At 62.1% G+C, this 21,714-nt stretch carries 20 protein-coding genes; 6 read left to right on the plus strand and 14 right to left on the minus strand.

Features of this window, described 5'->3' with window-relative positions; all coding sequences use genetic code 11:
• Window positions 1-12 precede the first annotated feature (12 nt).
• A complete protein-coding gene (locus ABIA40_RS36375; RefSeq protein WP_404546015.1) occupies window positions 13-1,575 on the minus strand; it encodes a hypothetical protein in 1,563 nt (520 codons plus the stop codon).
• A 44-nt stretch (window positions 1,576-1,619) separates the two neighbouring features.
• The gene (locus tag ABIA40_RS36380) at window positions 1,620-3,113 is read right to left on the minus strand and encodes a hypothetical protein (RefSeq protein ID WP_404546017.1); all 1,494 of its coding nucleotides are present in this window, start codon (window positions 3,111-3,113) and stop codon (window positions 1,620-1,622) included.
• Window positions 3,114-3,410: 297 nt separating this feature from the next.
• On the opposite strand from ABIA40_RS36380, the gene ABIA40_RS36385 reads away from it, so the two are divergent.
• Together ABIA40_RS36385 and ABIA40_RS36390 are read left to right on the plus strand one after the other, a co-directional pair.
• On the plus strand, window positions 3,411-3,575 hold the full coding sequence (locus ABIA40_RS36385; protein ID WP_035998610.1) for a Flp family type IVb pilin: 165 nt from the start codon (window positions 3,411-3,413) through the stop codon (window positions 3,573-3,575).
• A 168-nt stretch (window positions 3,576-3,743) separates the two neighbouring features.
• Complete coding sequence (locus ABIA40_RS36390) at window positions 3,744-4,973, plus strand: glycosyltransferase family 87 protein (RefSeq protein WP_404546018.1); 1,230 nt, start codon at window positions 3,744-3,746, stop codon at window positions 4,971-4,973.
• 160 nt (window positions 4,974-5,133) lie between these two features.
• On the opposite strand, the gene ABIA40_RS36395 is transcribed toward ABIA40_RS36390, so the two are convergent.
• Window positions 5,134-6,135, minus strand: a complete 1,002-nt coding sequence (locus ABIA40_RS36395; RefSeq protein ID WP_404546020.1) for an ABC transporter substrate-binding protein — start codon at window positions 6,133-6,135, stop codon at window positions 5,134-5,136.
• A 319-nt stretch (window positions 6,136-6,454) separates the two neighbouring features.
• Here ABIA40_RS36395 and ABIA40_RS36400 point away from each other — a divergent pair, with 319 nt between their 5' ends.
• Window positions 6,455-6,835, plus strand: coding sequence for a hypothetical protein (locus ABIA40_RS36400; protein ID WP_271542951.1), 381 nt, complete (start codon window positions 6,455-6,457; stop codon window positions 6,833-6,835).
• 1,219 nt (window positions 6,836-8,054) lie between these two features.
• Here the strand turns inward: ABIA40_RS36400 and ABIA40_RS36405 are convergent.
• The 8 genes from ABIA40_RS36405 to ABIA40_RS36440 all read right to left on the minus strand — a co-directional run bounded on the left by ABIA40_RS36405 (window position 8,055) and on the right by ABIA40_RS36440 (window position 16,405).
• Window positions 8,055-8,261 carry a hypothetical protein gene (locus ABIA40_RS36405; protein ID WP_271542955.1) on the minus strand — a complete coding sequence of 69 codons (207 nt, stop codon included), beginning with the start codon at window positions 8,259-8,261 and terminating at the stop codon, window positions 8,055-8,057.
• A gap of 42 nt (window positions 8,262-8,303) precedes the next feature.
• Window positions 8,304-8,576 (minus strand): hypothetical protein, encoded by a 273-nt coding sequence (locus ABIA40_RS36410; protein ID WP_271542957.1) that lies wholly within the window; start codon window positions 8,574-8,576, stop codon window positions 8,304-8,306.
• A 550-nt stretch (window positions 8,577-9,126) separates the two neighbouring features.
• A complete protein-coding gene (locus ABIA40_RS36415; protein ID WP_271542959.1) occupies window positions 9,127-9,933 on the minus strand; it encodes a transglutaminase family protein in 807 nt (268 codons plus the stop codon).
• A gap of 448 nt (window positions 9,934-10,381) precedes the next feature.
• On the minus strand, window positions 10,382-11,614 hold the full coding sequence (locus ABIA40_RS36420; RefSeq protein ID WP_404546023.1) for a glycosyltransferase family 87 protein: 1,233 nt from the start codon (window positions 11,612-11,614) through the stop codon (window positions 10,382-10,384).
• Between the two features lie 49 nt (window positions 11,615-11,663).
• Entirely contained in the window at window positions 11,664-13,262 is a 1,599-nt protein-coding gene (locus ABIA40_RS36425; protein WP_404546025.1) for a glycosyltransferase 87 family protein, read from the minus strand.
• Window positions 13,263-13,702: 440 nt separating this feature from the next.
• Window positions 13,703-14,215 (minus strand): Phasin protein, encoded by a 513-nt coding sequence (locus tag ABIA40_RS36430; RefSeq protein ID WP_271542964.1) that lies wholly within the window; start codon window positions 14,213-14,215, stop codon window positions 13,703-13,705.
• Window positions 14,216-14,797: 582 nt separating this feature from the next.
• Window positions 14,798-15,982 carry a PHB depolymerase family esterase gene (locus tag ABIA40_RS36435; RefSeq protein WP_275511019.1) on the minus strand — a complete coding sequence of 395 codons (1,185 nt, stop codon included), beginning with the start codon at window positions 15,980-15,982 and terminating at the stop codon, window positions 14,798-14,800.
• A gap of 3 nt (window positions 15,983-15,985) precedes the next feature.
• Window positions 15,986-16,405, minus strand: coding sequence for a CopG family transcriptional regulator (locus tag ABIA40_RS36440; protein WP_271542966.1), 420 nt, complete (start codon window positions 16,403-16,405; stop codon window positions 15,986-15,988).
• Window positions 16,406-17,137: 732 nt separating this feature from the next.
• On the opposite strand from ABIA40_RS36440, the gene ABIA40_RS36445 reads away from it, so the two are divergent.
• On the plus strand, window positions 17,138-17,419 hold the full coding sequence (locus ABIA40_RS36445) for a hypothetical protein (RefSeq protein WP_271542967.1): 282 nt from the start codon (window positions 17,138-17,140) through the stop codon (window positions 17,417-17,419).
• A 33-nt stretch (window positions 17,420-17,452) separates the two neighbouring features.
• Complete coding sequence (locus tag ABIA40_RS36450) at window positions 17,453-17,683, plus strand: hypothetical protein (RefSeq protein ID WP_271542969.1); 231 nt, start codon at window positions 17,453-17,455, stop codon at window positions 17,681-17,683.
• A 348-nt stretch (window positions 17,684-18,031) separates the two neighbouring features.
• Here the strand turns inward: ABIA40_RS36450 and ABIA40_RS36455 are convergent, their stop codons facing one another.
• A complete protein-coding gene (locus ABIA40_RS36455; RefSeq protein WP_404546028.1) occupies window positions 18,032-18,403 on the minus strand; it encodes a hypothetical protein in 372 nt (123 codons plus the stop codon).
• 371 nt (window positions 18,404-18,774) lie between these two features.
• On the opposite strand from ABIA40_RS36455, the gene ABIA40_RS36460 reads away from it, so the two are divergent.
• Window positions 18,775-19,455, plus strand: coding sequence for a TetR/AcrR family transcriptional regulator (locus ABIA40_RS36460; RefSeq protein ID WP_025034128.1), 681 nt, complete (start codon window positions 18,775-18,777; stop codon window positions 19,453-19,455).
• A 147-nt stretch (window positions 19,456-19,602) separates the two neighbouring features.
• On the opposite strand, the gene pyk is transcribed toward ABIA40_RS36460, so the two are convergent.
• The gene (gene pyk, locus ABIA40_RS36465) at window positions 19,603-21,039 is read right to left on the minus strand and encodes a pyruvate kinase (protein ID WP_404546030.1); all 1,437 of its coding nucleotides are present in this window, start codon (window positions 21,037-21,039) and stop codon (window positions 19,603-19,605) included.
• The gene (locus tag ABIA40_RS36470; RefSeq protein WP_035998649.1) at window positions 21,036-21,617 is read right to left on the minus strand and encodes a DUF1036 domain-containing protein; all 582 of its coding nucleotides are present in this window, start codon (window positions 21,615-21,617) and stop codon (window positions 21,036-21,038) included. Before ABIA40_RS36470 ends, pyk begins: the two co-directional genes overlap by 4 nt.
• Window positions 21,618-21,714 lie beyond the last annotated feature (97 nt).

A 21,714-nucleotide genomic window follows, 5' to 3' on the forward strand; every position in this document is an offset into this window, starting at 1 on the left:
AGGTCGCCTTTCTCAGGACTTGCGGCGAATCCTATAGAGGACGAACCGATCCGAGGTCTGCAATAGTTCCAGCAGATCCGGCAGCGGGTTTGCGGCCCGCGGTCCCAGCACATAGAGGTAGTCGAAATCCCGGTACCAGGTGCGGACACAGCGCGGCGAGTCCGCCGGCGGGCGGCCCGCTGCTATCGCGGTGAGAAGGCCTGAGGACACCAATCCGCCATCCGGAGTGGCAAGATGGCGCACGGCCTCGACGGCCCGAACAGGCTGCTTGCCCGCCTCCGTGAAGAGATTGGGCACGAACGCGTTGGCATAGTGCACCGCCAGCGTTGGCGCATAATACATCGGATACGCGGTGAGATCGGCGAAGGGCGGGTCGCCCGCTTCGTCCGCATTGCTGACGAGGACGCGCGAGCCGCGTTCGACCTTGCGGAACGACTCGACAATGGCCGCGTAGTCAGCGCGGTAGGGCAGCCATACCGTGAAGACAACGGCGAGATTGATCAGCGTGATGCCGCTGATCGCAGCGAGTGCAGCCATCCGCCAAGCCCGGCTTGGCAGCGACAGCGAGCAGAACGCCGGCAGGATCAGCGCCGCAGCAGGAAACACGCGGAGGTCGGCGAAAGAGGTCCCGAACAGTCTCGAGGGAATGGCCACGTACAGGAGCGCAAGACCGAGCGCGATCCAGATCCCGGCGGGCTCGAGCCTGAGCACGCCGCGCCTTGCGGCGAACAGCAACGCGGTCATGAGGGTCAGCCCGGTCACCGCCGCGGCCGTCAGGTTGTAGCCGTTCATGATGCGGAGCGGCCAGACCGGCTTGAATGCGAGGAACCAATCGTTGCCTTGGCTTCCGATCGCGCCTGCCGTGACATGCATGATCGCAAGCAGCGCAAGCGCCGGTAGGGCCAGCGCGCCCAGCCGCGCGGCCGCGACGGGATACGCGACCCGCCCTTGGCGGATGCGCGACAGCTCGAAAAGGCCGAGCGTTGCGCCATAGATGCCGAGCGAAAAGAAATGCGCCACATAGAGCGCGGCGACGAAGATCAGATTGGCCATGAAGCGCAGCGGCCAGGGGCCTTCGGCCAGCATCAGATAGACGGCGATGCCCCAGAGCGCGAGGCCGAGCCCGAACTCGAAGTTCACGAAACCCCAGCTGAACGGCAGGCAATAGAGGAAAGCGAGCGCGGCGAAACCGGCGAGATGGATGCGTCCCTTCTTGACCCATTCGAGCAGAAGCGCACCGGTGACGATCAGGCATTGGCTCAGCAACAGAAACAGCCGCGTCGCGTTCTCGACGCTCATCAACCGCGCCAGCTGCGGGACCAGCAGGTCCATTCCGAGGTTGGGATAGAAGGCCCACCTCACCTCGTAGTACGGATTTGCACCCGCGGTGCCGTTCTGGCTCAGAACAGACATGCGGGCGAGGTGATTGGGATAATCGACCATCGCCGGAATGGGCGTCAGCAGCACCGGAACAAACGAGACCACAGCCAGCATCGCAAGCACGATCATCGCCACGGCTCGGTCCGGGTCGGGACGCGCCGGATCTGTCAGGATCGGCTTGCTGGAAGGAACCATCTGATGAAGTCGCTGAGGCCGAAGACGCGCGCTGGAGCGGGTCGTCACTTCGAAGGCGCCTCGGTCGCGCCGTCTGCGGTGTCGCGCACGTGGATCACGGCGATGTCGTCCGCATAGATCCGCTTCCAGCCCTTGAGCTGGTCGAGGATCTGCGGGCCCGGCGCATCCGCGCCCAGCAGTGTCGCATCGATCTTGTGCTCGTCGAGCAGGCGTGGCAGCAGCTCGGGCTTCTTGCCCTCGGTCGCCTTGAAGAAGTCCATGATGAATTTCTCGCCGTAGAGCTCGGCGCGGCCGTCGACGAAAACAGGGATATTGCGCGAGATCAGATAGCCGCCGAACTGGTAGGCGTTGAAGACGCGCTGCAACTTGCGTTGCTCGAGCAGGTCGACCGCCGCAACCGGCGTCTGCGTCATCGTGAAGGTGAAGCGGTGGTGCCCCAGATAGAGCGAGGTCGAGGTCCAGCTTGCCGCCACGATCATCAGTGCGCCGAGCGCCGTGACGTAGCGGCCCGGCCAGCTTTCGGCACCGGCGGCGGCCTCTGGCTGTGGCTGCGGGAACATCTCGCCGAGCGGCTTTGCCAGCACCAGCGGCACCAGGAATGCAAATGCGTCGATGCTCCTGACATGGCTCAACGCGCTCCAGGTCAGGAACAGGATCAGGAAGATCCGGGGTGCCGACAGCACCAGGCCGCGATAATAACCGAATGCGATCAGGGCGAGCAGGGCGCCTTCGAACGGGGTGAACGTGGCGAAGTTCGCCGGCATCCATTCGACGATCAGTGTCAGCAGCTCGCCGAGGCTGAGAATGTTGGTCGCGCCCTGCAGCGTTCGCCAGCCGTACGGCGTGCAGCAGCTCGCGATCAGCGCCCCGATTCCGAACAGCACCCAGCGCATGAACAGGGCAAGCCGCCGTCCCTTCTCGGCATGCTCGACCGCTTCGAGCGAGATCGGGCCGATCAGCGCGAGCCCGAGCACGAAGCCTCCGTGCAGGTTCGCCCACAGCGCCATCAGCGGCAGCCAGGTCCAGGACGGCGCGCTCCTGCGGCTCGCAGCCGCCATCAGCAAGCCGACCCACGCCACCATCACCGGCAGCGCGAGAATATGCGGGCGCGCCAGCACGTGATGAATCGACAGCAGCAGCGCCAGCATCGCGAACAGCACCGCGCGCGGGGCTCCGATGTGCGCCTCGAGCAGATGGACGAAGATCGCGACGGTGAGCGCGACGGCGGCCGCGGTAAGGATGACAGGACCTGCCCAGCCCCATTGTGCATGCGAGAAGGCGAACGCGACCTGCGACAGCCAGGACGTCGAGATCCACGGCGCGCCCGTCCGCGTGAAGGAATAGAAGTCGATCATGGGCATGGCGCGGTGATCGAGGATCCATTGCCCGATCTTGATCTGCCAGAACGAGTCGGAATCCTGAAGCAGCGTGTCGCCGAGAAAAAGGAAGAACAGATAGGCGCCGGCGCCGACGCACAACGGCACCAGGGCACGCGCGCGACCTTGCACCGCGATGCTGTTGGCGAAGGAAAGGGACATGCCGTCTCGTCGTCCTGGTTGTTCTTGCCGGCCCGAGCGGGCGGCATTGGACCACGCCGGTCATAACTTCGGGTAAACCGGCCGCGCTAGGCCGGCGTCAGATGCTTACAATTTAACGGATTGTTTCGAACTTGGATTTACCATGGGCCGATACACGCAATCCGCTCGGTGTTTACGCAGCCGAATTAACTGCGGTGCAATTCTTTGCCTCTACGTTCCGTTGCCATGGTCGGGCGGCGCTGGGAAGCCGAAGAGACCAGATCAGTTGTAGCCTCGTGTACTCATTTGGAGCACTCTATGAAGAACCTCGTTGCGCGTTTCATGAAGGATGAATCCGGCGCCACCGCCATTGAATACGGCCTGATCGCTGCCGGCATCGCGCTGGCGATCATCACCGTCGTCAACAACCTCGGCACCACGCTGAACACGAAGTTCAGCTCGATCTCGACCAGCCTCAAGTAAGGCCGGACGACCAGCGGAATAGCGAAGGGCCCCGTCATCGACGGGGCTCTTTTGCGTTGCCCGGGAATTCGGCGCGGGGCGTTCGACGATCAGGCTTAAGCCTCCTTCAAGTCACTCGGGTGTATGGCTTGGGCGCATCCGCCTCACATCATCGCGCAAGGAAGCCGCATGGCCGAAGCCTCCTCCGTCCCGTCTGCCGTCGGCCGTCACGGTGCGGTCCCCGCGATCCTCGTCAACATCTCCTTCGTGCTGGCGATCGTCACGCTGGCGTATTTTCCGACGGCCTATCTCGCCCATCTCTGGATCTTTGACGCCGACGGGCGCGGCATTCCCACCGATTTCGTCAACGTCTGGGCGGCCGGAAGACTGGCGCTCGAGGGGCATCCCGCGCAGGCCTGGGATTGGGACATTCAGAAGCAGGTCGAGCTTGCGCTGCTCAAGCAGGATTTCGTCGGCCATTTCGCCTGGCACTATCCGCCGCCCTTCCTGTTCGTCGCGTCCTTCCTCGCGCAGTTTCCCTATACGGTGGCTTTCATCGGCTGGGCCGCGTTCAGCATGGTGCCCTATCTCGCCGTGATGCGCGCGATCATCGGGCGCAATGCGGGCCTTGTGATTGCGGTTGGATTTCCGGCCGCCTTCCTCAACATCCTGGTCGGGCAGAACGGTTTCCTCACGGCCTCGCTGATCGGCGGCATGTTGTATCTGCTGCCGACGCGGCCGGTGCTGGCTGGAATCTGCGTCGGGCTGCTGAGCTACAAGCCGCAATACGGATTGTTGTTTCCGCTGGTTCTGCTCGCCGCCGCCGAATGGACCGTGCTGTTCACCGCCGCAATCGTCACCGTTGCGATCGCTGCACTATCCTGGCTCGCCTTCGGCACCGAGAGCTGGCAGGCGTTCTTCCACTGGATCCCGATGTTCTCCCAGGCCTTCCTGACCGAGGGCCGGGCGCCCTGGTTCAAGATGCAGAGCATCTTCGCGCTGGTGCGCTATGTCGGCGGCACCGAGCAGCTCGCATGGATATTCCAATGGGTGTTGACCGCTTCTGTGGCCGTCGCGCTGGTCGTGGTGTGGCGGAGCCGGCTGCCCTACGCCCTCAAGGCAGCGATGCTCGCGACGGCGACGCTGCTCACGACGCCCTATCTTTTTATGTACGATCTGGTTGTGCTGGGCGTCGCGGTGGCCTTCCTCATCCGCGCCGGGCTCGATGAAGGTTTCGCGCGCCACGAAGTGATGGCGCTGGCGCTCGTCTTCGCGCTGCTTGCGAGCTTCCTGTTTCTCGGGCAACCGGTCGGCTTCCCGGCAATCCTGATCGTGTTCGGGATGATCCTCGGACGCTGCGCAGCCTGGCGGAGTGCCGAGGCCGCATCGGCGCAGCTCGCTCTCACGCGAACGAGCTGAGAAGCGCGATCATGCTCTGATCGGGCTCCGGGTGAGACGCTGGGGCGTGTACTCGTTGACGCTCGCCGTCAGCGCGCCGGTGTTTGCTGCACTCTCGATGGCGCCGGACAAGTTGACATTTCTCAACGGCCGCGATGGTCGATGAATGGACATGGCGGAATTATTCGATCACCTCGTCGGCGCGGGCAAGCAACGCCGGGGGCAGGGTCAGGCCGAATGCCTTTGCCGTTTTCAGATTGATCAGGAATTCAAATCTGGTCGCCTGATAAATCGGAATGTCACCCGGTTTGGCACCTTTCAGGACCTTGTGCACGTCGTCGGCCAACCGCCTGAACAGCTCCGAGAGATTGAGAGCATAACCCATCAGCACGCCGGCTTCGACGTAGTCGCGGTACGGACATATCGTCGGCAGGCGTTTTTTCACGGCGAGCTCGGCGATGAATTGGCGATTGGCGTAAAGATCGCCCTCTCCGCTCACAAGCACGGCGTCCGGCCGTTGCTCGGCTATAGCATCGAAGACGCGCTCAATCTCCGAGGGTTTCCCTTCCTGTGGGAAGACAAAGGTCAGTGAGATTCCCAGGCGGGTGGCGGCATTCTGCAAGACCTGGCCCACAGACCCATCCCAACCGCCGCGCATCCCGAGGAATACGGCCTTCTGCATCGAAGGAATCGCTTCTTTCAAGAACTCCAGCCGCTTGCCCCAGATCTCGATGCCGGCATCAAGCGTGATGCCGGTGAGGTTGCCGCCGGGCTGCTGAAGGTTGGTCACCAGTCCCGCCTGCAGCGGATCCAGCATGAAAGCAACGATCGGTATCGTATCGGTTGCCGCCTTGAACATGGTTACGACGGGATTCGTTCCGGTGACGATGACATCCGGCTTGCGGCTCACGATTTCACGGATCACTTCGGCATAACGATCATGACGCCCCTCGGCCCAGTAGCGCTCGATGATCAGATTTTGTCCTTCCAAATAACCCAAATGGCGCAACTCGCCGAAAAAGGCGCGCCATGGGCTGCCTCCGCCCGTTTCAGTCAGGAGCGCCGGCGGGATTGCCGGATGGAACATCGCCAGCAGCGGCGGTCTGGCCGCTTGCTGCGCGTGCGCCGCCAGCGGCCACACCGCCGCGGCGCCTAGCAGAGTAATGAGCTCGCGTCGCCTCACAGCATTGCCTCCGCGCGCTGACCAAAACAATAGCACACCTCGGCAACGTGGGAGAGCGCTGCGCTGCGGAATTCCGGCCCGGCTCGGGACTGGGTTGGGTTATTCTCGACGGTTGGGCCTGGACTCCGTTGCGCCCGGTCTACCCCTCACAGGCGACGTCGAGGCGGCAGACGGTGTTGGCCGCGATGGGCGCCGGCTGAGAGCCGGAGATTGTCGGCCGAGCGCCGGAGATGGAACGCGGCTGGCAATTTACCGAAGCTTAGCGCTCGTTGCTGCACAACCGACAGATGTTGCGCCTTCGCACGAGGGATGTCCGCGCGTGAGAACGCTGCTCAAAATTGCCCTCGTGGCTGCCTGCGCTGCAATCCTCGCCACAGTGCTCCTGGTCATCGTCTTGGCTGGCGTCCTTGGGATGCAATGGAGCAGGACGTCGCAAATACTGAGCTCTGAGACGGGGCTCTATGTTTTGCCGACCATCATCTTCTTCGAGTTCTGTTTCCTCACGAACGACCTTTTGGCCTATCTTTGTGAGAAATACGAGCTGGACTTCGGGCTACGTTTCTCCGAGGTGCCATTCGAGTTCGACCTCGACAACCGTGGCACTCCCATTCCGCTCAGGACGAAGCTCGCTCGGCTGTATCCCCTCTCCATTCTGCTGACTCTGCTTGGGTTCGCTGTCGCGCTGATGACGCGGCAATGAGGTCGGTCCTTCAGGTCCGCAGCGGCTCAAAGGCGGCCCTGGCCAGCTTGCATTGCCTCGTTCGGATCACCATCAGGAAGCCGGCTTCGTGCATTTAGTTGCGCGCGCTCCCGCGGCACTTGAAGGCCGCCTTATCATCTTCCAGCAATTCGATGGTGCATCGGATCATCGCCAGACTAAGCGCGTCCATTCCCGGTGCCATCAACCTGCGGAACTGTTCAATCTCGTTGTCTATCTTGACGCATTTGTTGCACATGTTCATCCCGCGGCTTGGAGGCGGGAGCAACCAGCTCTCAGTCACCGATAGTAGCCCACGGATCCGAAAAGGTGATTAAGCTTAAAGCCGTTCGCCCAGCGGCGTTCCCAGAAAGCCACATGGAAATCACGATCAGCAGCAGGACGTCCCGTCAATGGCATACCAACTCGAGCAAAAACGCCGCCCGCTTAAATGAAGCGCAGGCGGCGGCTTACCAGCCCCGGGAGGGTGAGAGTAAAATCCCGATAGACGTTGGTCTCCACGTGGCATGCTGAAGTTCATCACGCCGCACAAGAGCGAGACTTAAATTCACGAGGGCGCCTGTAGTCCCGGTGAGGACAGCCAATTGTTAATCTCCCCCGCAACATCGATCTGCCGGGCTTTTCGCAGAAGCTCCGTGCGGCGGAGACCAACGGGCATCCCCTCGGCCTGTAGGCGCAGGTTGATCGCCTCTTGCGCGAGGCGGTATTCAAGTGTCGAGAATTGTCCTGGGGACCGTTGAGGCGGCATGTTTGACGCTCCGCTTGGGGTTGAGCGGGAGCGCAACTTTGCGTTCACACCACCGATAGATGCTAAGGGCCGCTCGATGGTAGTGAGACAGTGCGCCTTTATCTGCCGAATAGCGAGCGCTTTGTTCGGTTCCTGGCAGGAACTATTGCGAATTGCTGGAAGCTGACGCCGGGGTCGAGAGGCAACGTGCCGAGGACAGAGACAGCTGCAAACCGAGCGCTTCTATTGGCGTTGCTGATCTCTGAGCGATCGGCTGATCGCTCGTTCAGCTGCGCTGACGGCCTCCGCTCGATTGAAGGCAATTCCCGTTCGGGGTGACCGACCGTCTCGCTCAAACGACCATTTCCAGCCGGGCGGGTTGATCGTCTGGACCACCGTGTATCTAATCCCAAGATGTTCCATGCGTCATCATGACTCCGGGCCGAAGCAACCATGCGCGGTGACAAACCTCGATCACTCAGCATCGTTTGAAGTCTTCTTCGAACGATCGACGCGGACCGCTTTGAATTCCGCTGGCCCCTCAAGCAGGCGCTGCTTTCTGGCCGATTGGTCCTTGGAACTCGCAGAGCGGTCTGCCTTGCCATCCAAAACCGTGCCCGCCAGATGAAGAGCGCGCTTTCGTTGGCGGCCCACTCGGCGATCATTAGCATCGTTCGTCATCTTACAGGGTCTCGTAATGGGCGCGTATGTCGGAAGCGAAGCTCAGCAACCGCGGCAAATATTCTTGAGCTTCGCGGCGGTTCGGGCTTCTTCCGCAAGGAATGGATCCTTGTAGCCTGACGATGGATCGACGCCGGCTTCGGCGGGCTTCCTGGCTTTTGGAGGAAATGCCGCATCGTAACAGGAAAGGCGGGCGCTGGTGCTTTCAATCGCACGGCAATTCGGCTCCGCAGCAACAGCTGCTGGCGTGAATGTGCCCAGTGCGGATGTCAGCAAAAGCGCCGCGGTCAATATGCCGGTTCGAACCATCTTCATGCTGAGCACTCCTAGCTAATTGGTTTTACTCGCCCAGGTGGGACTCTCGCCGGTCCAGGCCGGAAGAGCATCCCATTCGGACCAACGCATCCGGCGCTCCTCACCTCCGACCCTCACGAAAACAAAGGGAGCATCGTCCCGGCCAGTCTTCGAACCAACGAAGATCGCCGGAACCCCGTAGGCATCCCTGATGATTGCCGTGTTTGCCATTTTTGGGCTCCCGTTTGGCTTGAACTGGCGCAACGCCCCGGTTTGCAGTTCTGACGCATGGTGATTGAACGGACTTACCGCTATAGAATGGCCGTGACCGCAATCAGCAGTACGAGGAAGACCGGTACCAACAAAGGTGGTACGAGCCACTCACGAATGTCGAATTTGTCGGAATTTGCCATCTGACCGCCTTCTCTTGGGTTGAGGGCGGGAGCGCAAAGCTCTCAGTCACCGATAACAGCCACGTAGCGCGCGGTGATGCGAACTCTGTAGCAGTCTTCTAAGCAATTAGCGAGATCAATCTCAGCCGGCTGGTACCCAATCGCCCAAGGCGAGCGCTTTACACAAGCTCGTCAGTCCACACCTTGAAGCTGACGAGCGTATTGGGTCCGAAAGTATGGACGATCGGAACATCCGCCGCATCGCGGCCTTGCGCGATCAGGACGCGCCCGATTCGCGGAGTGTTGTTGCGGGCATCGAACGTGTACCAGCGGCCGCCAAGATAGGCTTCGAACCAGCCTGCAAAGTCCCCGGGGGCATGGGGCGGCGGGATCCCGATGTCGCCGAGATAGCCGGTGCAATAGCGCGCTGGAATGTTCATGCAACGGCAGAATGCAATGGCAAGATGCGCATAGTCGCGGCAGACGCCCTTGCCCTCGTTGAATACGTCCCAAGCCGTCATGGTGGCCCGCGCGTGCTCGTAGCCGAACGCGATGTGATTGTGCACGAAATCGCAGATCGCCTGGACCCGTGGCCAACCCGGCGCCGCTTTCTCGAACAGCTTCCATGCGATGTCGGAAAGCCGATCGGTTTCGCAGTAGCGGCTGCCAAGCAGATAAACGATGGTATCAGGTGGAAGATCCTCGACCGCGTATTGTGTCGCGGAAGGTGCGATCACATCAGGCAAACCGTTATCGCGCACTGCACCGTTGGCGGAAAGGCGCATGCGGCCAGCAGGCGCAACGAACCGACTGCACCAGTTTCCAAAGCCGTCGCGGTATGGCGAGATCGGCACGGAAGGCTCGGTGATGAGGTAATCCGGCACAATGATGTCGGACGCGCGGGTGAAGTGCATGCCGACGACAGCAATCAATGGTGTGACTTGCTGGAAGTCGTAGGTCATTTCGAAGCCAACCTGTATTTTCATGCTTGGGGCCTGTCTCGACAAAACTCGAATTGGCCGCGGGGGTGATCGTGCTGGCAACGGCGGGCGGCGGTCCGGTGACAAGCCTAGTCGAGCGTGCCCGAGGTCTGCAACGGGCCAATAGGCCACATGGCAAGTTTGCCCGGAGAAGAGATTTGCTCGGAGAAGAGAGAAGGCGCCAGCTGAAGATGCCCCTTGGCGCCCATTGAAGAGATCGAGCCTGCCAAAGCTTCGAAAACATCATCCAGGAGCAAAGTTCGTTCGCCTTGGCTGGGCTCTCAAGTCTGCGTTCCGCGCGCGGCCCGCGCGATCACCATAGAAGCAGCCAAGGCTGCCCTTCTTCGCCTGCGGGAGGTTCCCGTGCGAACCGTTGACGTCTCGGCCGCGATCGAACGGGCACTCGATGTCTTCATCGAACTCGATGGTGTCACGCAACAGGAAATGTCGCCCCTCAAGCTAGAGCCGGCAACGTCACTGACGAGGCCTGCTTTGATTTGTCATTGGACAACCGCCACAGGAGACGAGCGGCGAACAAGGGGAGGATCAGTAAAGCGATCGGTATTTGCGCGAAGCCGAATGGAAACATCAGAATAGGCAACATCCACAACGCAAGTGAAAGAATTTGATCGGCGAACGCTTCGTTTCCGCGCTGACGCAGGAGCGCGACAATCCATCCGAATACGACCATGTCGTAGTTCATGATCCAGGGTGAAAACAAGAAGGTGGCGGTAACGAAGAGCGCTAGTGAGAGGACCGGATCGCGCTTGCGCCAGAACGTCCAAACCACCGCACCGACGGCGCATACCGACGCCGCTCCTTGCACCACCCAGGCTAGATCAGCCGGAAGACCCGCAAGGCGTGCGTTAATCAAGGCCGAGGCGACGATCGGCCAGCCCATGATACCTGCCACATCGAGCAGTTCGTTCTGTTGCGGCAAAACCTTATGCAAATACGCTGTCCAGATTTCTGGCCCAAACCATGCTGCAGTCGCGGCGACAAGAAACACCGTCGTGACGACGGCTGAACCAATGACTCGCCAGTGCCCACCCAGCACCAGCACGATCGGAAGCAGGAGTCCGAGTTGCGGCTTGATGGTCAGGATACCAAACAAAATTCCAGCGAGTATCGGCCGTCGCTCGAGGTTTGCAAGACCGCCGATCAAGAGCGCGGCGGTCAAGAAACCATTCTGGCCGAGGAAGACGTTAACCGTGACGGCAGGTGCGACGGCCAGAAACACCCAGTATTTTCGTTCGACACCGCACGATGTTGCCGTCCAAACATACAGGGCGAGCCCGGCGACGCACGACGAAATGTACGACGGCAGAAAACCAAGCAAGCCAAGGGGCCAAATGAAGAACAGCAGATGCGGCGGATACGACCAATACAGAGGTGCCAGATCGGGGATGCCGGTCACCTTCGTTATTGCAGCCATGTAGGCGCCGGAATCAAACCAGTCAGCAGGGCCGCCGGAAAAAGCCGATCGGCCGCCCATCCAGGTGTTCATGAAATCTCGACCAACCGGAAAGCCGCCTGGGTCAAGTACGAACGATGGGAACGACTGGGCTGCTGCCAGTTGGAAGTCAAATATGACGATCGCTAGCAGAATGGCCGCAGCGACCACGGTGAAGGCCGCGTAAATCCTGACTGATGTGGAATTGCCTGTGCCAAGCTCGCCATGATTCATTGTACAGCTCAAAGGGGTAAAGCCTCTGTTCAAGGAAGGGCGGTGGTTTTCAAAGTGAGCCCCGCGCGATCAGCGGGCAGCTTTCGATCACCGTGCCGGGGCGGGCGCCCTCGATGGTGACGCAGGGCCGTGAGCGATCGATGGTGAGCTCGTAGCGACCCAAGAGCGCGCTGCGGTCCGGTTCGCCGCGCATGTGCAATTCGCGGACGCCGCCGGGCAGCGGCGCCTTCAGCCCGGCGCGAATGCGCTGGTCGAAGATGCCGCCGGGGACGATTGGCACGGCGATATCGGCGAGCAGGTAGAAGCGCGACTGGGAGGGGAGCTGCGGCGCGATATAGGCGAGCGGCTTGCCGAGGATGAAATAGGTCGCGGGCTGATCGAGCTCGTAGGCGATCTTCGGCCGGTAGACGTCGGACCAGGGGCGGTGCCACCAGTCCGCCGGCTGCGACCACGCTGCGATCGCGACTGCGACCGTCAACGTCAGCGCGGCGAGCGGTCGAGGGGACGTCGTCAGCCATGTCGGCCCCACGCTTCCGGCGAGGCGCGCGAGCAACAGAACGATCAGCGGGCCGCACAGGAGCTCCAGAACCACCACATAGCGCTGGATCGAGAACAAGCCGAGCCATGCGAGGTAAGAGGCCGCAAACAGCACCACCAGCTGCAAGTCACCCCGGGTGAGGATCGCGCTCTTGCGCCTCGCGCGGACCCACAGGCCGAGCGCGAGCAGGACCATCACCACCGCGAAGCGCGCGTCGCGGAACGGATGCTCCGCGCCTCGGTGGTCGCCGATCAGCCAGTAGAAGGGGTAGGCCAGTGCGTCGAGCACGCCATGCGGCATGAACTGCGCATCCATCAGATTGACGTCGGCTACCTCGCTCGACTGAAACAGTGCATTGAACAGCGGGAAGATCGGATTGCCGGTGTCGCGCCACGTGATCAGGCACCATCCGCCGCCGGTGAGCGCCGCGCCGAAAATCCCCCCGATTCCAAGAAGCGTGATCGCCCGCAGCGGACGCGCAGAGACGAGCAGCGCCGCGGCAGCGCCGATCGCGTAGACGACATTAGTCAGCTTCAGCCCGACGGCGGCGCCGATCAGCAATCCCGCGAGCAGGAAACAGATCGTGGGTCGGCGATCCGCAGTCAGGATCAGAAGGCAGCCGACGATCACGGGCAGGGCCAGCAGCACGTCGGAAAAGCTGGTGCCGACTTCCGAGAGCGTCATCGGACCTGACGCCGCGATGACGACCACTGCTGCGACCGACGCGATGGTTGCGGCCTGGCGCAGCACCAGACGTGCGAACAGCCAGATCAGCGCAAGGTTGAGGCCGTGAACGGCGCCGATGATCATCAGCCCGTAGGGCGCCGGCAGGACATGGCGGAAATGGTAGACGGGAAAATAGACGAGCGGATTGAAGTAGGTCTGAAAGCCCGGTGGAATCACATCGACGCCATAGCGGCCGTTGAGAACGGCCCAGACATTGTATTCGTGGTAGTTCTGCCAATCCCAGTTGACGTCTTCGCCCATGGCCAGGGTGTAGAGCGCGCCTGCCAGCATCGAGCAGACGACAATGGCGATCGCTGCAAGCGCATTGCCGCGCTGCTTCGCCCTCCACGATCGCCGCAGCCTGTCGGCCGCGGATATGGACATCACCTCTCGCAGATCGCTGGAAATCGCCGCGCGTTCCAGCATCAAGGCGCCATGTGCGCCGGCAACTTCACGAGCAGAGTCGGGTCGCTGAACCGCAGGAAGCCCGCTCGTGAAACGCATTGCCGAATTCCAATTTACAACCGTATGACTACGGATAGCCAGTTAAGGTTGTATGAATCAATGCGGGAATTCCTCGGTACTACACGTAAAGGTCGCGTTCGGCCGATCAGTTTGCGGGAGAGGGCAGGGAGGGTGTTTCCACAATGGGATGATCCCAAGCCGAAGCTATTCACGCGCCCGCGCAGTCCGCTCACGCTGCGCAGCCTGGCGGGGGGCCGGCGGCCGACCTCAACTGCTTCGGCCGGCCGTCCAAATGCGCGCCCGCGGACGGTCGCTGCGCGTGCGTGATCCGCGTTTGCGTCCATCCTGACGGCTTGCAGTTATCGTCTCGGCAGAGCCGTAAGCTCTCGAGGCGGCTTGATCGGCCAGAACGAATATGCCGCCAGTTCTTTCGAATGCTGCGCGAACATTTTGACCTGTCTGCTTGTAAACTCCGTCATGACGCCGAAAAATTCAGTTGGTGACCTGATCGTCGCAAGTCTCAGGCCCAATTCAAAAGCAAATTGCGCGTTGATCCCGGCTATCTCAAGAAGCTTCGTTTGAAACGCCTGCATGTTTGCCGTCGCTAGAGCAGAGCCTTCCGTTGCATCGCTATCCGTCATTCTCTGACTGAGGTCATCTACTAAGGAATCCGGCAGAGGCTCAATGATAGTGACCTCGTGTTGAGGATCATCTTGAAGCTCAGGAAGCGGTTCGACCGAGTCTGCCGCAGCAGAGTGAAGTAAATTCTCTTTCGGGCTTCTAACAATGGCCTGCTTGTTCCGTTGGGCCCGCGAGGGCATTTTCGGATTGCGGGCGCGCTTTGGCGCTGCCGCTGGTTTGCGCTTGCTCATCTGACGCTCCAGGAAAATGGGGGGCGACCACAACGGTCATGTCTGAAATGACAACAGGCTTGGTGACGTGGCGTTCCAATTCCGTGCTGTTGGGTGCCGCATGAACTGAGACCAATCGCACATTCTACGATGTCGACCCTGATCTTTGGTAGCAAACATCGGCGTCAGTCTGAGAACAATCAGCCCTCCGCTCGTTGTTCTCTCCAGATCGCCTTAAATTGCGGCGACCATGATGGGCCATATCGCTGGAGCGAGTTGGTGCTCTAGCACTAGCAGTAGTACCAGCGGTTCTTGGTGGAGGAGAGGAAGAGTACGAGGTCATCCATGTGGCTGACGGCGCAGAGCCGTAGGCGTGGTACGCAACGGCGGGTCGCCGACCCTCATCACGGACGTCAAGCTGCCCGAAGGCATCGACGGATGGCAGATCGCCGAACGTTGCCGCGAGGATGGCCCCAACCGACCGGAGATCTATGCGATCTGTTTCTCGCCGTCGCGCCCGCGCTGGCGGATACAGGCCGGCTTCGGACGCCAAACTGATCCGGGAGCTCGGCGATGTGCTCGAGGACAACCTGAGCGCCCTGACTATCCACTGAGCGAATGCTCGAGGAAGAAGCGCAATATTTCCCTGGTCGCATCCGGCCCTTGCGGATCAGTGTAGGACCCAGCGGGGCTACCGCCTGACCACGCGTGTCCGGCGCCATCGATGTTCCAGTGTTCGGAAATCGCCCGGCCGGCCCCGTCGATCAGGATGGTGCGAGTATAGGAATGGCCGTGGGGTACGCGTCCGCGAAGCACCTTCCTAGTCGACCTCGTTGCGCTGGCGGACTGCTCGATAATCTGATCGCCATTATTTGGATGCACCGTTGTGTCGCGATCGCCATGGAAAACGATGGTCGGCACAGAAATGTCCGCAATTGCCCTGGAGCCGCCTCCCTGCCGCATGGCGATGAACGCGGAGGAAAGATCACTCGCGGCTCCGCACGCGAGGCCTGAATGAATACCGACGGCCGCATACAGGTCGCTATACGTTGCGCCCATGATGGCGGCGGCGGCCCCGCCGGCCGACAGACCCGCGACGTATACGCGCTTCGGATCGATCACATGGTCGCGCATGATCTGGCGGGTAATGCCGGCGATTATCGAGGGCTCGCCCCCGCCGCGGCGCTGGTCGCTCGTGCGAAACCAGTTCCAGCACTTCGACTGGTTGGCTCCGCTCGGCTGCTCAGGATAGGCCACCAAGCAATTCTGCTCTTCCGCCAGAAAGTTCATCCGGGTGCCGGCCGCGAAATCGTCCGGCGACTGGGTGCAGCCGTGAAGCATGACGATCAGGGGAAGCCGTTGTCCCTGATAGCGGCTTGGGATGAACAGCTTATAGGTCCGGCTTCCCGCGACGTTACTGAACTGGCCGGCGATGAACCGTGTGCCCTCCGGCACGATGTCCGATGGGGACAGAGGAGCGCGTGCGATCGGACTTCGCAGGCGGAGCCCGGAAACATCCCGCATGCCGTCGCGCAGTAAGGAGGGTCTGAGTCCCTGACCAGAGCGGGCCGGCGCAATCTGCGGAGCTTTCCGCTCCTCGACAACGTCGGCCGTGGCGTCGATGGTAAGCGGATCGCACCGCGGGAGCTGAGCCTGAGTGGCGCTGCGCCAGTCCGGTGTTGGTGCAATGCCGCCCTGGAGCATGCGCTGCAGCAGTGCGGTGGCCTCAACTAGTTGGCCGGCACGCGTGAGGCGGGTTGCTTCGCGGACTATGTCTTGATTCAGCATCATTCACCTTGTTCTGTCGGCGAGAGCGGCCTTGACCGCGGGAGTGGCGTGAAGCGCCCCCAGCACCGAGACCGACGCGATTGTGGCGCGAGCCAACGCGGGAGTGACGTCCTGGGCGATGGTGGCCAAGCCCAAAACATTGATTTGCAGCATCTCGCCGGCGCGCCGCGCCGCTTCGAGGTCCTCGCGAGTGTAATGGCGGAGCCCGAGGTCCAGGTTCTTCCGGGCCGTGGACTGTCTGACGACCTCTCTGTGTCGCTCGAGCTGGTTGCGGATTGCTGTCCGGATGAAATCGGTCCGGTTCGAATAGAACCCTTCCTGCACCATAAGATCGACATGACCGAGGTCAACGTAGCCAAGGTTGATCGTGATCTTCTCGGTGTCGGGGGCCTTGGGTCGCAGCTCGTGCACGTTAGCAGCCATAGCGAAACATCCCCTTACCATCCATCTGGATGGTGATTGGATGTTAGTTGGATGTTCGCCAGCGTTTTTCAAGGGAAGCCATTCAAATGATCCTGGACGAGCAGCTCGCGTGGGTGGGCCGTCTCACGTCGAGAGCGGTCGCCGCTTCATGGAGGCCAGACAAATTCCTGGCGAAACTAGCTTCCACGCGGCGTTGCGGGCACTCTCTGGCTTCTCCTTGCGGCTAGGAGCTTTCGATTGGGCCCCGCTTGCCTCATTCTGTTCCTCTCGAGAAATCGCCGGGCTAGGCGGATATTCTCATGTGAATGACGCGCTCCATGGCAGGCCTCCTTAGACGCGGCCACAGAATTCAAATTAGGACAGCGCTGCGCCTTTGGTCGGATATGCCGCCCAATCCTTTCCCATGCAGGCGAGTACATTGGCGGCGAGCGACAGGTCTTTGAAGTCGTCGTTCGCTGTAGAACTAACAAAGGGAGATCGCCGCGCATCAGGGTGCACGATGAAGTGCATACCGCTACGGGGTGATGATTCAGATGCAGGTTCGATCCTTGGTGGACCTTGTTTCTTCTGCCGAGAGCGTCGAGTCCTCGCATCCGCCTCGAGGGACGTCGTCGATTGCAGCACTGTCACCTTCGCGAAACACCTTGCGGTTGACCTACGGAACAACATTACATCTGGAAAATCGCGGAACGAATTGACTCATCAGTCTTTCTCTGACTTCGGGGGGTGCCCATGACTTCTCAGGCCATAGAAGGCGCATGTGCGTTTGCTTGGCGGAACTACTTGCTGCTCCATAGTGGCATCAGTGAGGACGATAACAGGCGTTCCGCCCTCTTTCGCTACGTCACCAATCTTCGTGATTCCGGCGAATATGATTTCGATCTCTTGCAAACAGCAGCGGTCGCTTACTTGAAAAAGCTGGACGAACTGCATGACGACCGACGCGCTACACTCGCGGCAGATCAGGCTTTGGCCGAACGGTTAGCATCACGTGGTGCACAACCTGGCAACTAGCTTTGGGGTTAATCACCGGACAAGGAGCAAGTCATGGCAGACAACACCTCTAACTCAGACCGTCTCGCGCGCGACGCACAAAAGCGCACAACCGCCGCGACAGAAATCGGTATGATTGCCTTGAAGCCGATTATGCACTTTCAGGTCTCAATGCTGAGGATGTGGGCCGACAGCATCGAACGGTTTGCGGGCAATTACGAAAAGGGGTTCGAAGAAACCGCGACCGCAGTCAAGGAACAGTCCGACAAGGATCGCGCCGCGTAAATCAACCTAATCCTTCGACGGAGTTGGGTCAAAGGCTGCCCGTGAGCTCGCATCACGGTGGTCGGCTCACCTACCGGAAGCAGACGACACGGTGCTCTGAGCTATGGTCGGTGACGGGCCAAAATGCGACATTCTTTATTGGTCTGATATCCTACTCGCCAGCGGAGACCATCGATTCAAGCCCATGAACGGACATTAAGCAGGGATTGCTGATTGTGGATTTGCGCACTATGCGCGCCTGCCGCTCGGACATGAGCTCGACCCCTAGCGTCGCCAGTGCTGCCGCCTTTTCAAAGTCCATGTGTCGCCGTCCCACGGGGCTCTCGTACAGGTCGCCAGGCTCAGAGTTCAGCCAGAGCCGCGAGCAAGATTCTCTCCGAATAGGTTATAAGAAGAGCCAAGCCCGGCGCGACCACATCGATCCCAGACATTGTATTCGTGGTAGTTCTGCCAATCCCAGTTGACGTCCTCGCCCATGGCCAGGGTGTAGAGCGCGCCTGCCAGCATCGAGCAGACGACAACGGTGATGGCGGCAAGCGCATTGCCGCGCAGCTTCGCCGTCCATGATCGCCGCAGCCTCCCGGCCGCGGATATGGACAACACCTCTCGCAGATCGCTGGAAATCGCCGCGCGTTCCAGCATCAAGGCGCCATGTGCGCCTGGAACATCGCGAGCAGAGCCGGGTCGCTGAACCGCAGGAAGCCCGCTCGTGAAACGCATTTCCGAATTCCAATTTACAACCGTAGGACTACGAATAGCCAGTTAAGGTTGTATGAATCTTTGCGGGAATTATTTGACGTTGCACGCAAAAGTCGCGAATTGTCGAGAAGGTCGAATGGGTTCGTGCGGGCCCACCCGAAGCGTTCAGTGCTTGGCGTTGATACCCATGCGCTCGCGCTCGTGGCTGCCTCGACCGGGATACTGCTGACGCAGCTTGGCGCTCCCGTCCGCCCACCATGGCGCTTCACGCATTTGCATCTTGTCATTCACCCTGAATAGTTGTTCAGTCCTTGCGGGGCGATTTGCATCTATTGCGTGAGAAGCGTCGGGCCGCAGGGCGTGCGGCCGGCGTGTGGGACAGGAAGCGCGCCATGGTTTATCGGCGGACGCATCAAGTGGTGAAGCGCCTTGCGGCGCGGCGCAGCGCCATTCTGGCGGCAGCGCGGGAGGCGGCGGCGGAAGGCGGGATGGCGGCGGTGCAGATCGCGCCGGTCGCGGTCCGGGCCAATGTCGCAGCGGGCACGGTCTACCGTTATTTCCCTTCTAAGGCCGAGCTGATCTCCGAGCTCATTGCCGAGGTCTCCCGCGACGAGCTCGCGGCGATCCGAAGGGCGGCCGATGCCGCGCCGGGGCCGTCCTCGGCGCTGGCGGCCGCGGTGACCACCGTGGCGGTGCATACGCTGTCGCAGCGCAGGCTGGCCTGGGGCATCCTGGCCGAGCCTGTTGATGTCGATGTCAGCGCCTCCCGGCTTGCCAGCCGGCGCGAGATCGCCGGGGAGATCGCTGGCCGGATCGACGCAGCCGTGCGCGCCGGCCATCTGCCGGCGCAGGACACCGCGCTCGCCGCCACCGCCTTGCTCGGCGCGCTGCATGAGGCGCTGGTCGGCCCGCTCGCGCCCGACAATCTCGATGATCCCGTCAAGATGCGCGATGCGGTGCAGACCGTGACGCTGCTGGCGCTGCGCGCCGTCGGCGTCATGGACGCCCGCGCCCGCGGCCTCGTGGTCCAGCAGACGCTGCTGCCGACGACCAAGGCTTTGGTCGGGGCGTAAAGATCGCCCCGCGTGCGCGGTGGCGGCCACGCTCAGGCCATTGCCTGAGCGTGCCTTTTCGTAAAATCCCGGCAAAACCGGCCAGAGCGGCCGGCTACTGTGCATGGGGTTGTTTTTCGACTTTTTGTTTGGCCGCCCCGGGGGGCCTCACATGTTGGCGTCGCCCTCGGGGCCGACCGAGGCGATGCGCACCATGTTGGTGGTGCCGGGGATGCCGAGCGGCACGCCGGCGACGATGATGACGCGCTGGCCGGCGCGGACGAAACCGTCGCGGAATGCGATCTGCCCGGCGCGGCCCACCATGTCGTCCTGGTCGCGCGCGTCCTCGGCCACGACGCAGTGCACGCCCCAGACCACGGCGAGCCTGCGGCCGGCGGTGATGTTCGGGGTGATCGCCACGATCGGCGGCTTCGGCCGCTCGCGCGCCACGCGCACGGCGGTCGAGCCCGATGAGGTCCAGCAGATCAGGGCGGGCAGGTCGAGCGTCTCGGCGATCTGCCGCGCGGCGTCGGCGATGGCATCGCCCGCGGTGGATTCCGGCGCCGGGCGCTGGGCCATGATCACCGAACGGTAGGTCGGATCGCGTTCGACCTCCTCGCCGATGCGGTTCATGGTGGAGACCGCCTCGACCGGGAATTTGCCGGCCGCCGATTCCGCCGACAGCATGATGGCGTCGGCGCCCTCATAGACCGCGGTGGCGACGTCGGAGACCTCGGCGCGGGTCGGCACCGGCGACTGGATCATCGATTCCAGCATCTGGGTCGCGATCACCACCGGCTTGCCGGCGCGGCGCGCCATCCGCGTCATCTGCTTCTGCAGGCTCGGCACCCGCTCCAGCGGCAGCTCGACGCCGAGGTCGCCGCGCGCCACCATCAGCGCATCGGAAGCCTCGATGATGTCGGCGAGGCGGTCGATCGCCTGCGGCTTCTCGATCTTGGCCATCACGGCGGCCCGGCCGCGGATCATCTTCTTGGCCTCGATCACGTCGTCGGCGCGCTGCACGAAGGACAGCGCGATCCAGTCGACGCCGGTGACGAGGGCGGCCTCGAGGTCGGCGCGGTCCTTGGGCGTCATCGCCGAGACCGGCAAATCGGTGTCGGGCAGGCTGACGCCCTTGCGGTCGCTCATCTTGCCGCCGACCACGACACGCGTCACCGCATGCTCCTTCGAGGTCTCCTCCGCGATCAGCCGCACCTTGCCGTCGTCGAGCAGCAGCGCATGGCCGGGCCTGAGCGCCGCCAGGATCTCCGGATGCGGGAGCTGGACGCGCGTGGCATCGCCGGGCGTCTTGTCGGAATCCAGCGTGAAGGTCTGCCCGTTCTGGAGCTGGATCGCCCCTTCGGCAAAGGAGCCCAGTCTCAGCTTCGGGCCCTGCAGGTCGACCAGGATGCCGATCGGCCGGCCGTAGCTGCTCTCGACGTTGCGGATCGTCGCCACCAGCTCCCGCATCTTGTCATGCGGGGTGTGGCTCATGTTGATGCGGAACAGGTCGGCGCCGGCCTCGAACAGGCGGCGGATCATCGCGAGGTCTGAAGAGGCTGGTCCCAGGGTCGCGAGAATCTTGATACGGCGAAGGCGCCTCATGGCTTATTTCCAGACGGGGGTGGCAGGCCGGGCGAGCCCGGGGGCGTAGCACCGGGCGGGCTATTGGGCAAACCCGGAACGCCGCCCGGGCCCACCGGGCCGGGCAGGCCAGGCACGCGCTGCTGCGCCGGCTGTTCGTTGGCGTCGGTCAGCTGCACCGTCCAGGCGCGCTGCTCGCCGGTGTCGACCTCGAAATAGCCGGTGCGGTCATAGCCGCGCGCCAGGCAATCCTCGGTGCCGCGGATGGTGAACTCCTTGTCGCGGGAGCACATGAAGGCCTGGCCCGACCATTCGCCGCCGCGGTCGTAGTCGATGGCGTAGATGTAGTAGTACCGGGCGACCAGCGTGCCGCGCAGCAGCGTCTCGCAGGAGCGGGACGAGATGTTCCACCAGCCCTCGGTGGTCCAGCCCTCGGCGTCCTTGTAGCCGAGCGCGATCCCGACCCGGCTCGACGTGTTGTTGCAGAGGCGGAAATCGGCGGAGGCCGGGCCGGCGTAGAGGCACGCCAGGGCGACCACCAGCACCGGGACCAACCGGGCGAGCAGGTAAAGCGGGGAGCGGGGAGATTCGGCAGTCATTGTCGCGGAAGCTATACCAGATCATTGACGATTTGGCGTTGGGCCGGGGCAGCCGGGCAGTGGCCCCTTTGCGCCGCGATATGGCAAAATCTGTGAC

It is taken from the genome of Bradyrhizobium sp. USDA 223 (genome assembly GCF_044909005.1).
GTDB lineage: Bacteria > Pseudomonadota > Alphaproteobacteria > Rhizobiales > Xanthobacteraceae > Bradyrhizobium > Bradyrhizobium yuanmingense.

What these genes read in the sequence shown, in the direction of transcription:
- ABIA40_RS36380 (WP_404546017.1), bottom strand. Translation starts at nt 3,113, where the DNA reads ATGTCCCTTTCCTTCGCCAACAGCATCGCGGTGCAAGGTCGCGCGCGT.
- ABIA40_RS36405 (WP_271542955.1), bottom strand. Translation starts at nt 8,261, where the DNA reads ATGACGAACGATGCTAATGATCGCCGAGTGGGCCGCCAACGAAAGCGC.
- ABIA40_RS36470 (WP_035998649.1), bottom strand. Translation starts at nt 21,617, where the DNA reads ATGACTGCCGAATCTCCCCGCTCCCCGCTTTACCTGCTCGCCCGGTTG.
- pyk (WP_404546030.1), bottom strand. Translation starts at nt 21,039, where the DNA reads ATGAGGCGCCTTCGCCGTATCAAGATTCTCGCGACCCTGGGACCAGCC.
- ABIA40_RS36440 (WP_271542966.1), bottom strand. Translation starts at nt 16,405, where the DNA reads ATGGCTGCTAACGTGCACGAGCTGCGACCCAAGGCCCCCGACACCGAG.
- ABIA40_RS36430 (WP_271542964.1), bottom strand. Translation starts at nt 14,215, where the DNA reads ATGAGCAAGCGCAAACCAGCGGCAGCGCCAAAGCGCGCCCGCAATCCG.
- ABIA40_RS36375 (WP_404546015.1), bottom strand. Translation starts at nt 1,575, where the DNA reads ATGGTTCCTTCCAGCAAGCCGATCCTGACAGATCCGGCGCGTCCCGAC.
- ABIA40_RS36410 (WP_271542957.1), bottom strand. Translation starts at nt 8,576, where the DNA reads ATGAAGATGGTTCGAACCGGCATATTGACCGCGGCGCTTTTGCTGACA.
- ABIA40_RS36450 (WP_271542969.1), top strand. Translation starts at nt 17,453, where the DNA reads ATGGCAGACAACACCTCTAACTCAGACCGTCTCGCGCGCGACGCACAA.
- ABIA40_RS36445 (WP_271542967.1), top strand. Translation starts at nt 17,138, where the DNA reads ATGACTTCTCAGGCCATAGAAGGCGCATGTGCGTTTGCTTGGCGGAAC.
- ABIA40_RS36415 (WP_271542959.1), bottom strand. Translation starts at nt 9,933, where the DNA reads ATGAAAATACAGGTTGGCTTCGAAATGACCTACGACTTCCAGCAAGTC.
- ABIA40_RS36385 (WP_035998610.1), top strand. Translation starts at nt 3,411, where the DNA reads ATGAAGAACCTCGTTGCGCGTTTCATGAAGGATGAATCCGGCGCCACC.
- ABIA40_RS36435 (WP_275511019.1), bottom strand. Translation starts at nt 15,982, where the DNA reads ATGCTGAATCAAGACATAGTCCGCGAAGCAACCCGCCTCACGCGTGCC.
- ABIA40_RS36390 (WP_404546018.1), top strand. Translation starts at nt 3,744, where the DNA reads ATGGCCGAAGCCTCCTCCGTCCCGTCTGCCGTCGGCCGTCACGGTGCG.
- ABIA40_RS36420 (WP_404546023.1), bottom strand. Translation starts at nt 11,614, where the DNA reads ATGAATCATGGCGAGCTTGGCACAGGCAATTCCACATCAGTCAGGATT.
- ABIA40_RS36455 (WP_404546028.1), bottom strand. Translation starts at nt 18,403, where the DNA reads ATGCGTTTCACGAGCGGGCTTCCTGCGGTTCAGCGACCCGGCTCTGCT.
- ABIA40_RS36460 (WP_025034128.1), top strand. Translation starts at nt 18,775, where the DNA reads ATGGTTTATCGGCGGACGCATCAAGTGGTGAAGCGCCTTGCGGCGCGG.
- ABIA40_RS36425 (WP_404546025.1), bottom strand. Translation starts at nt 13,262, where the DNA reads ATGTCCATATCCGCGGCCGACAGGCTGCGGCGATCGTGGAGGGCGAAG.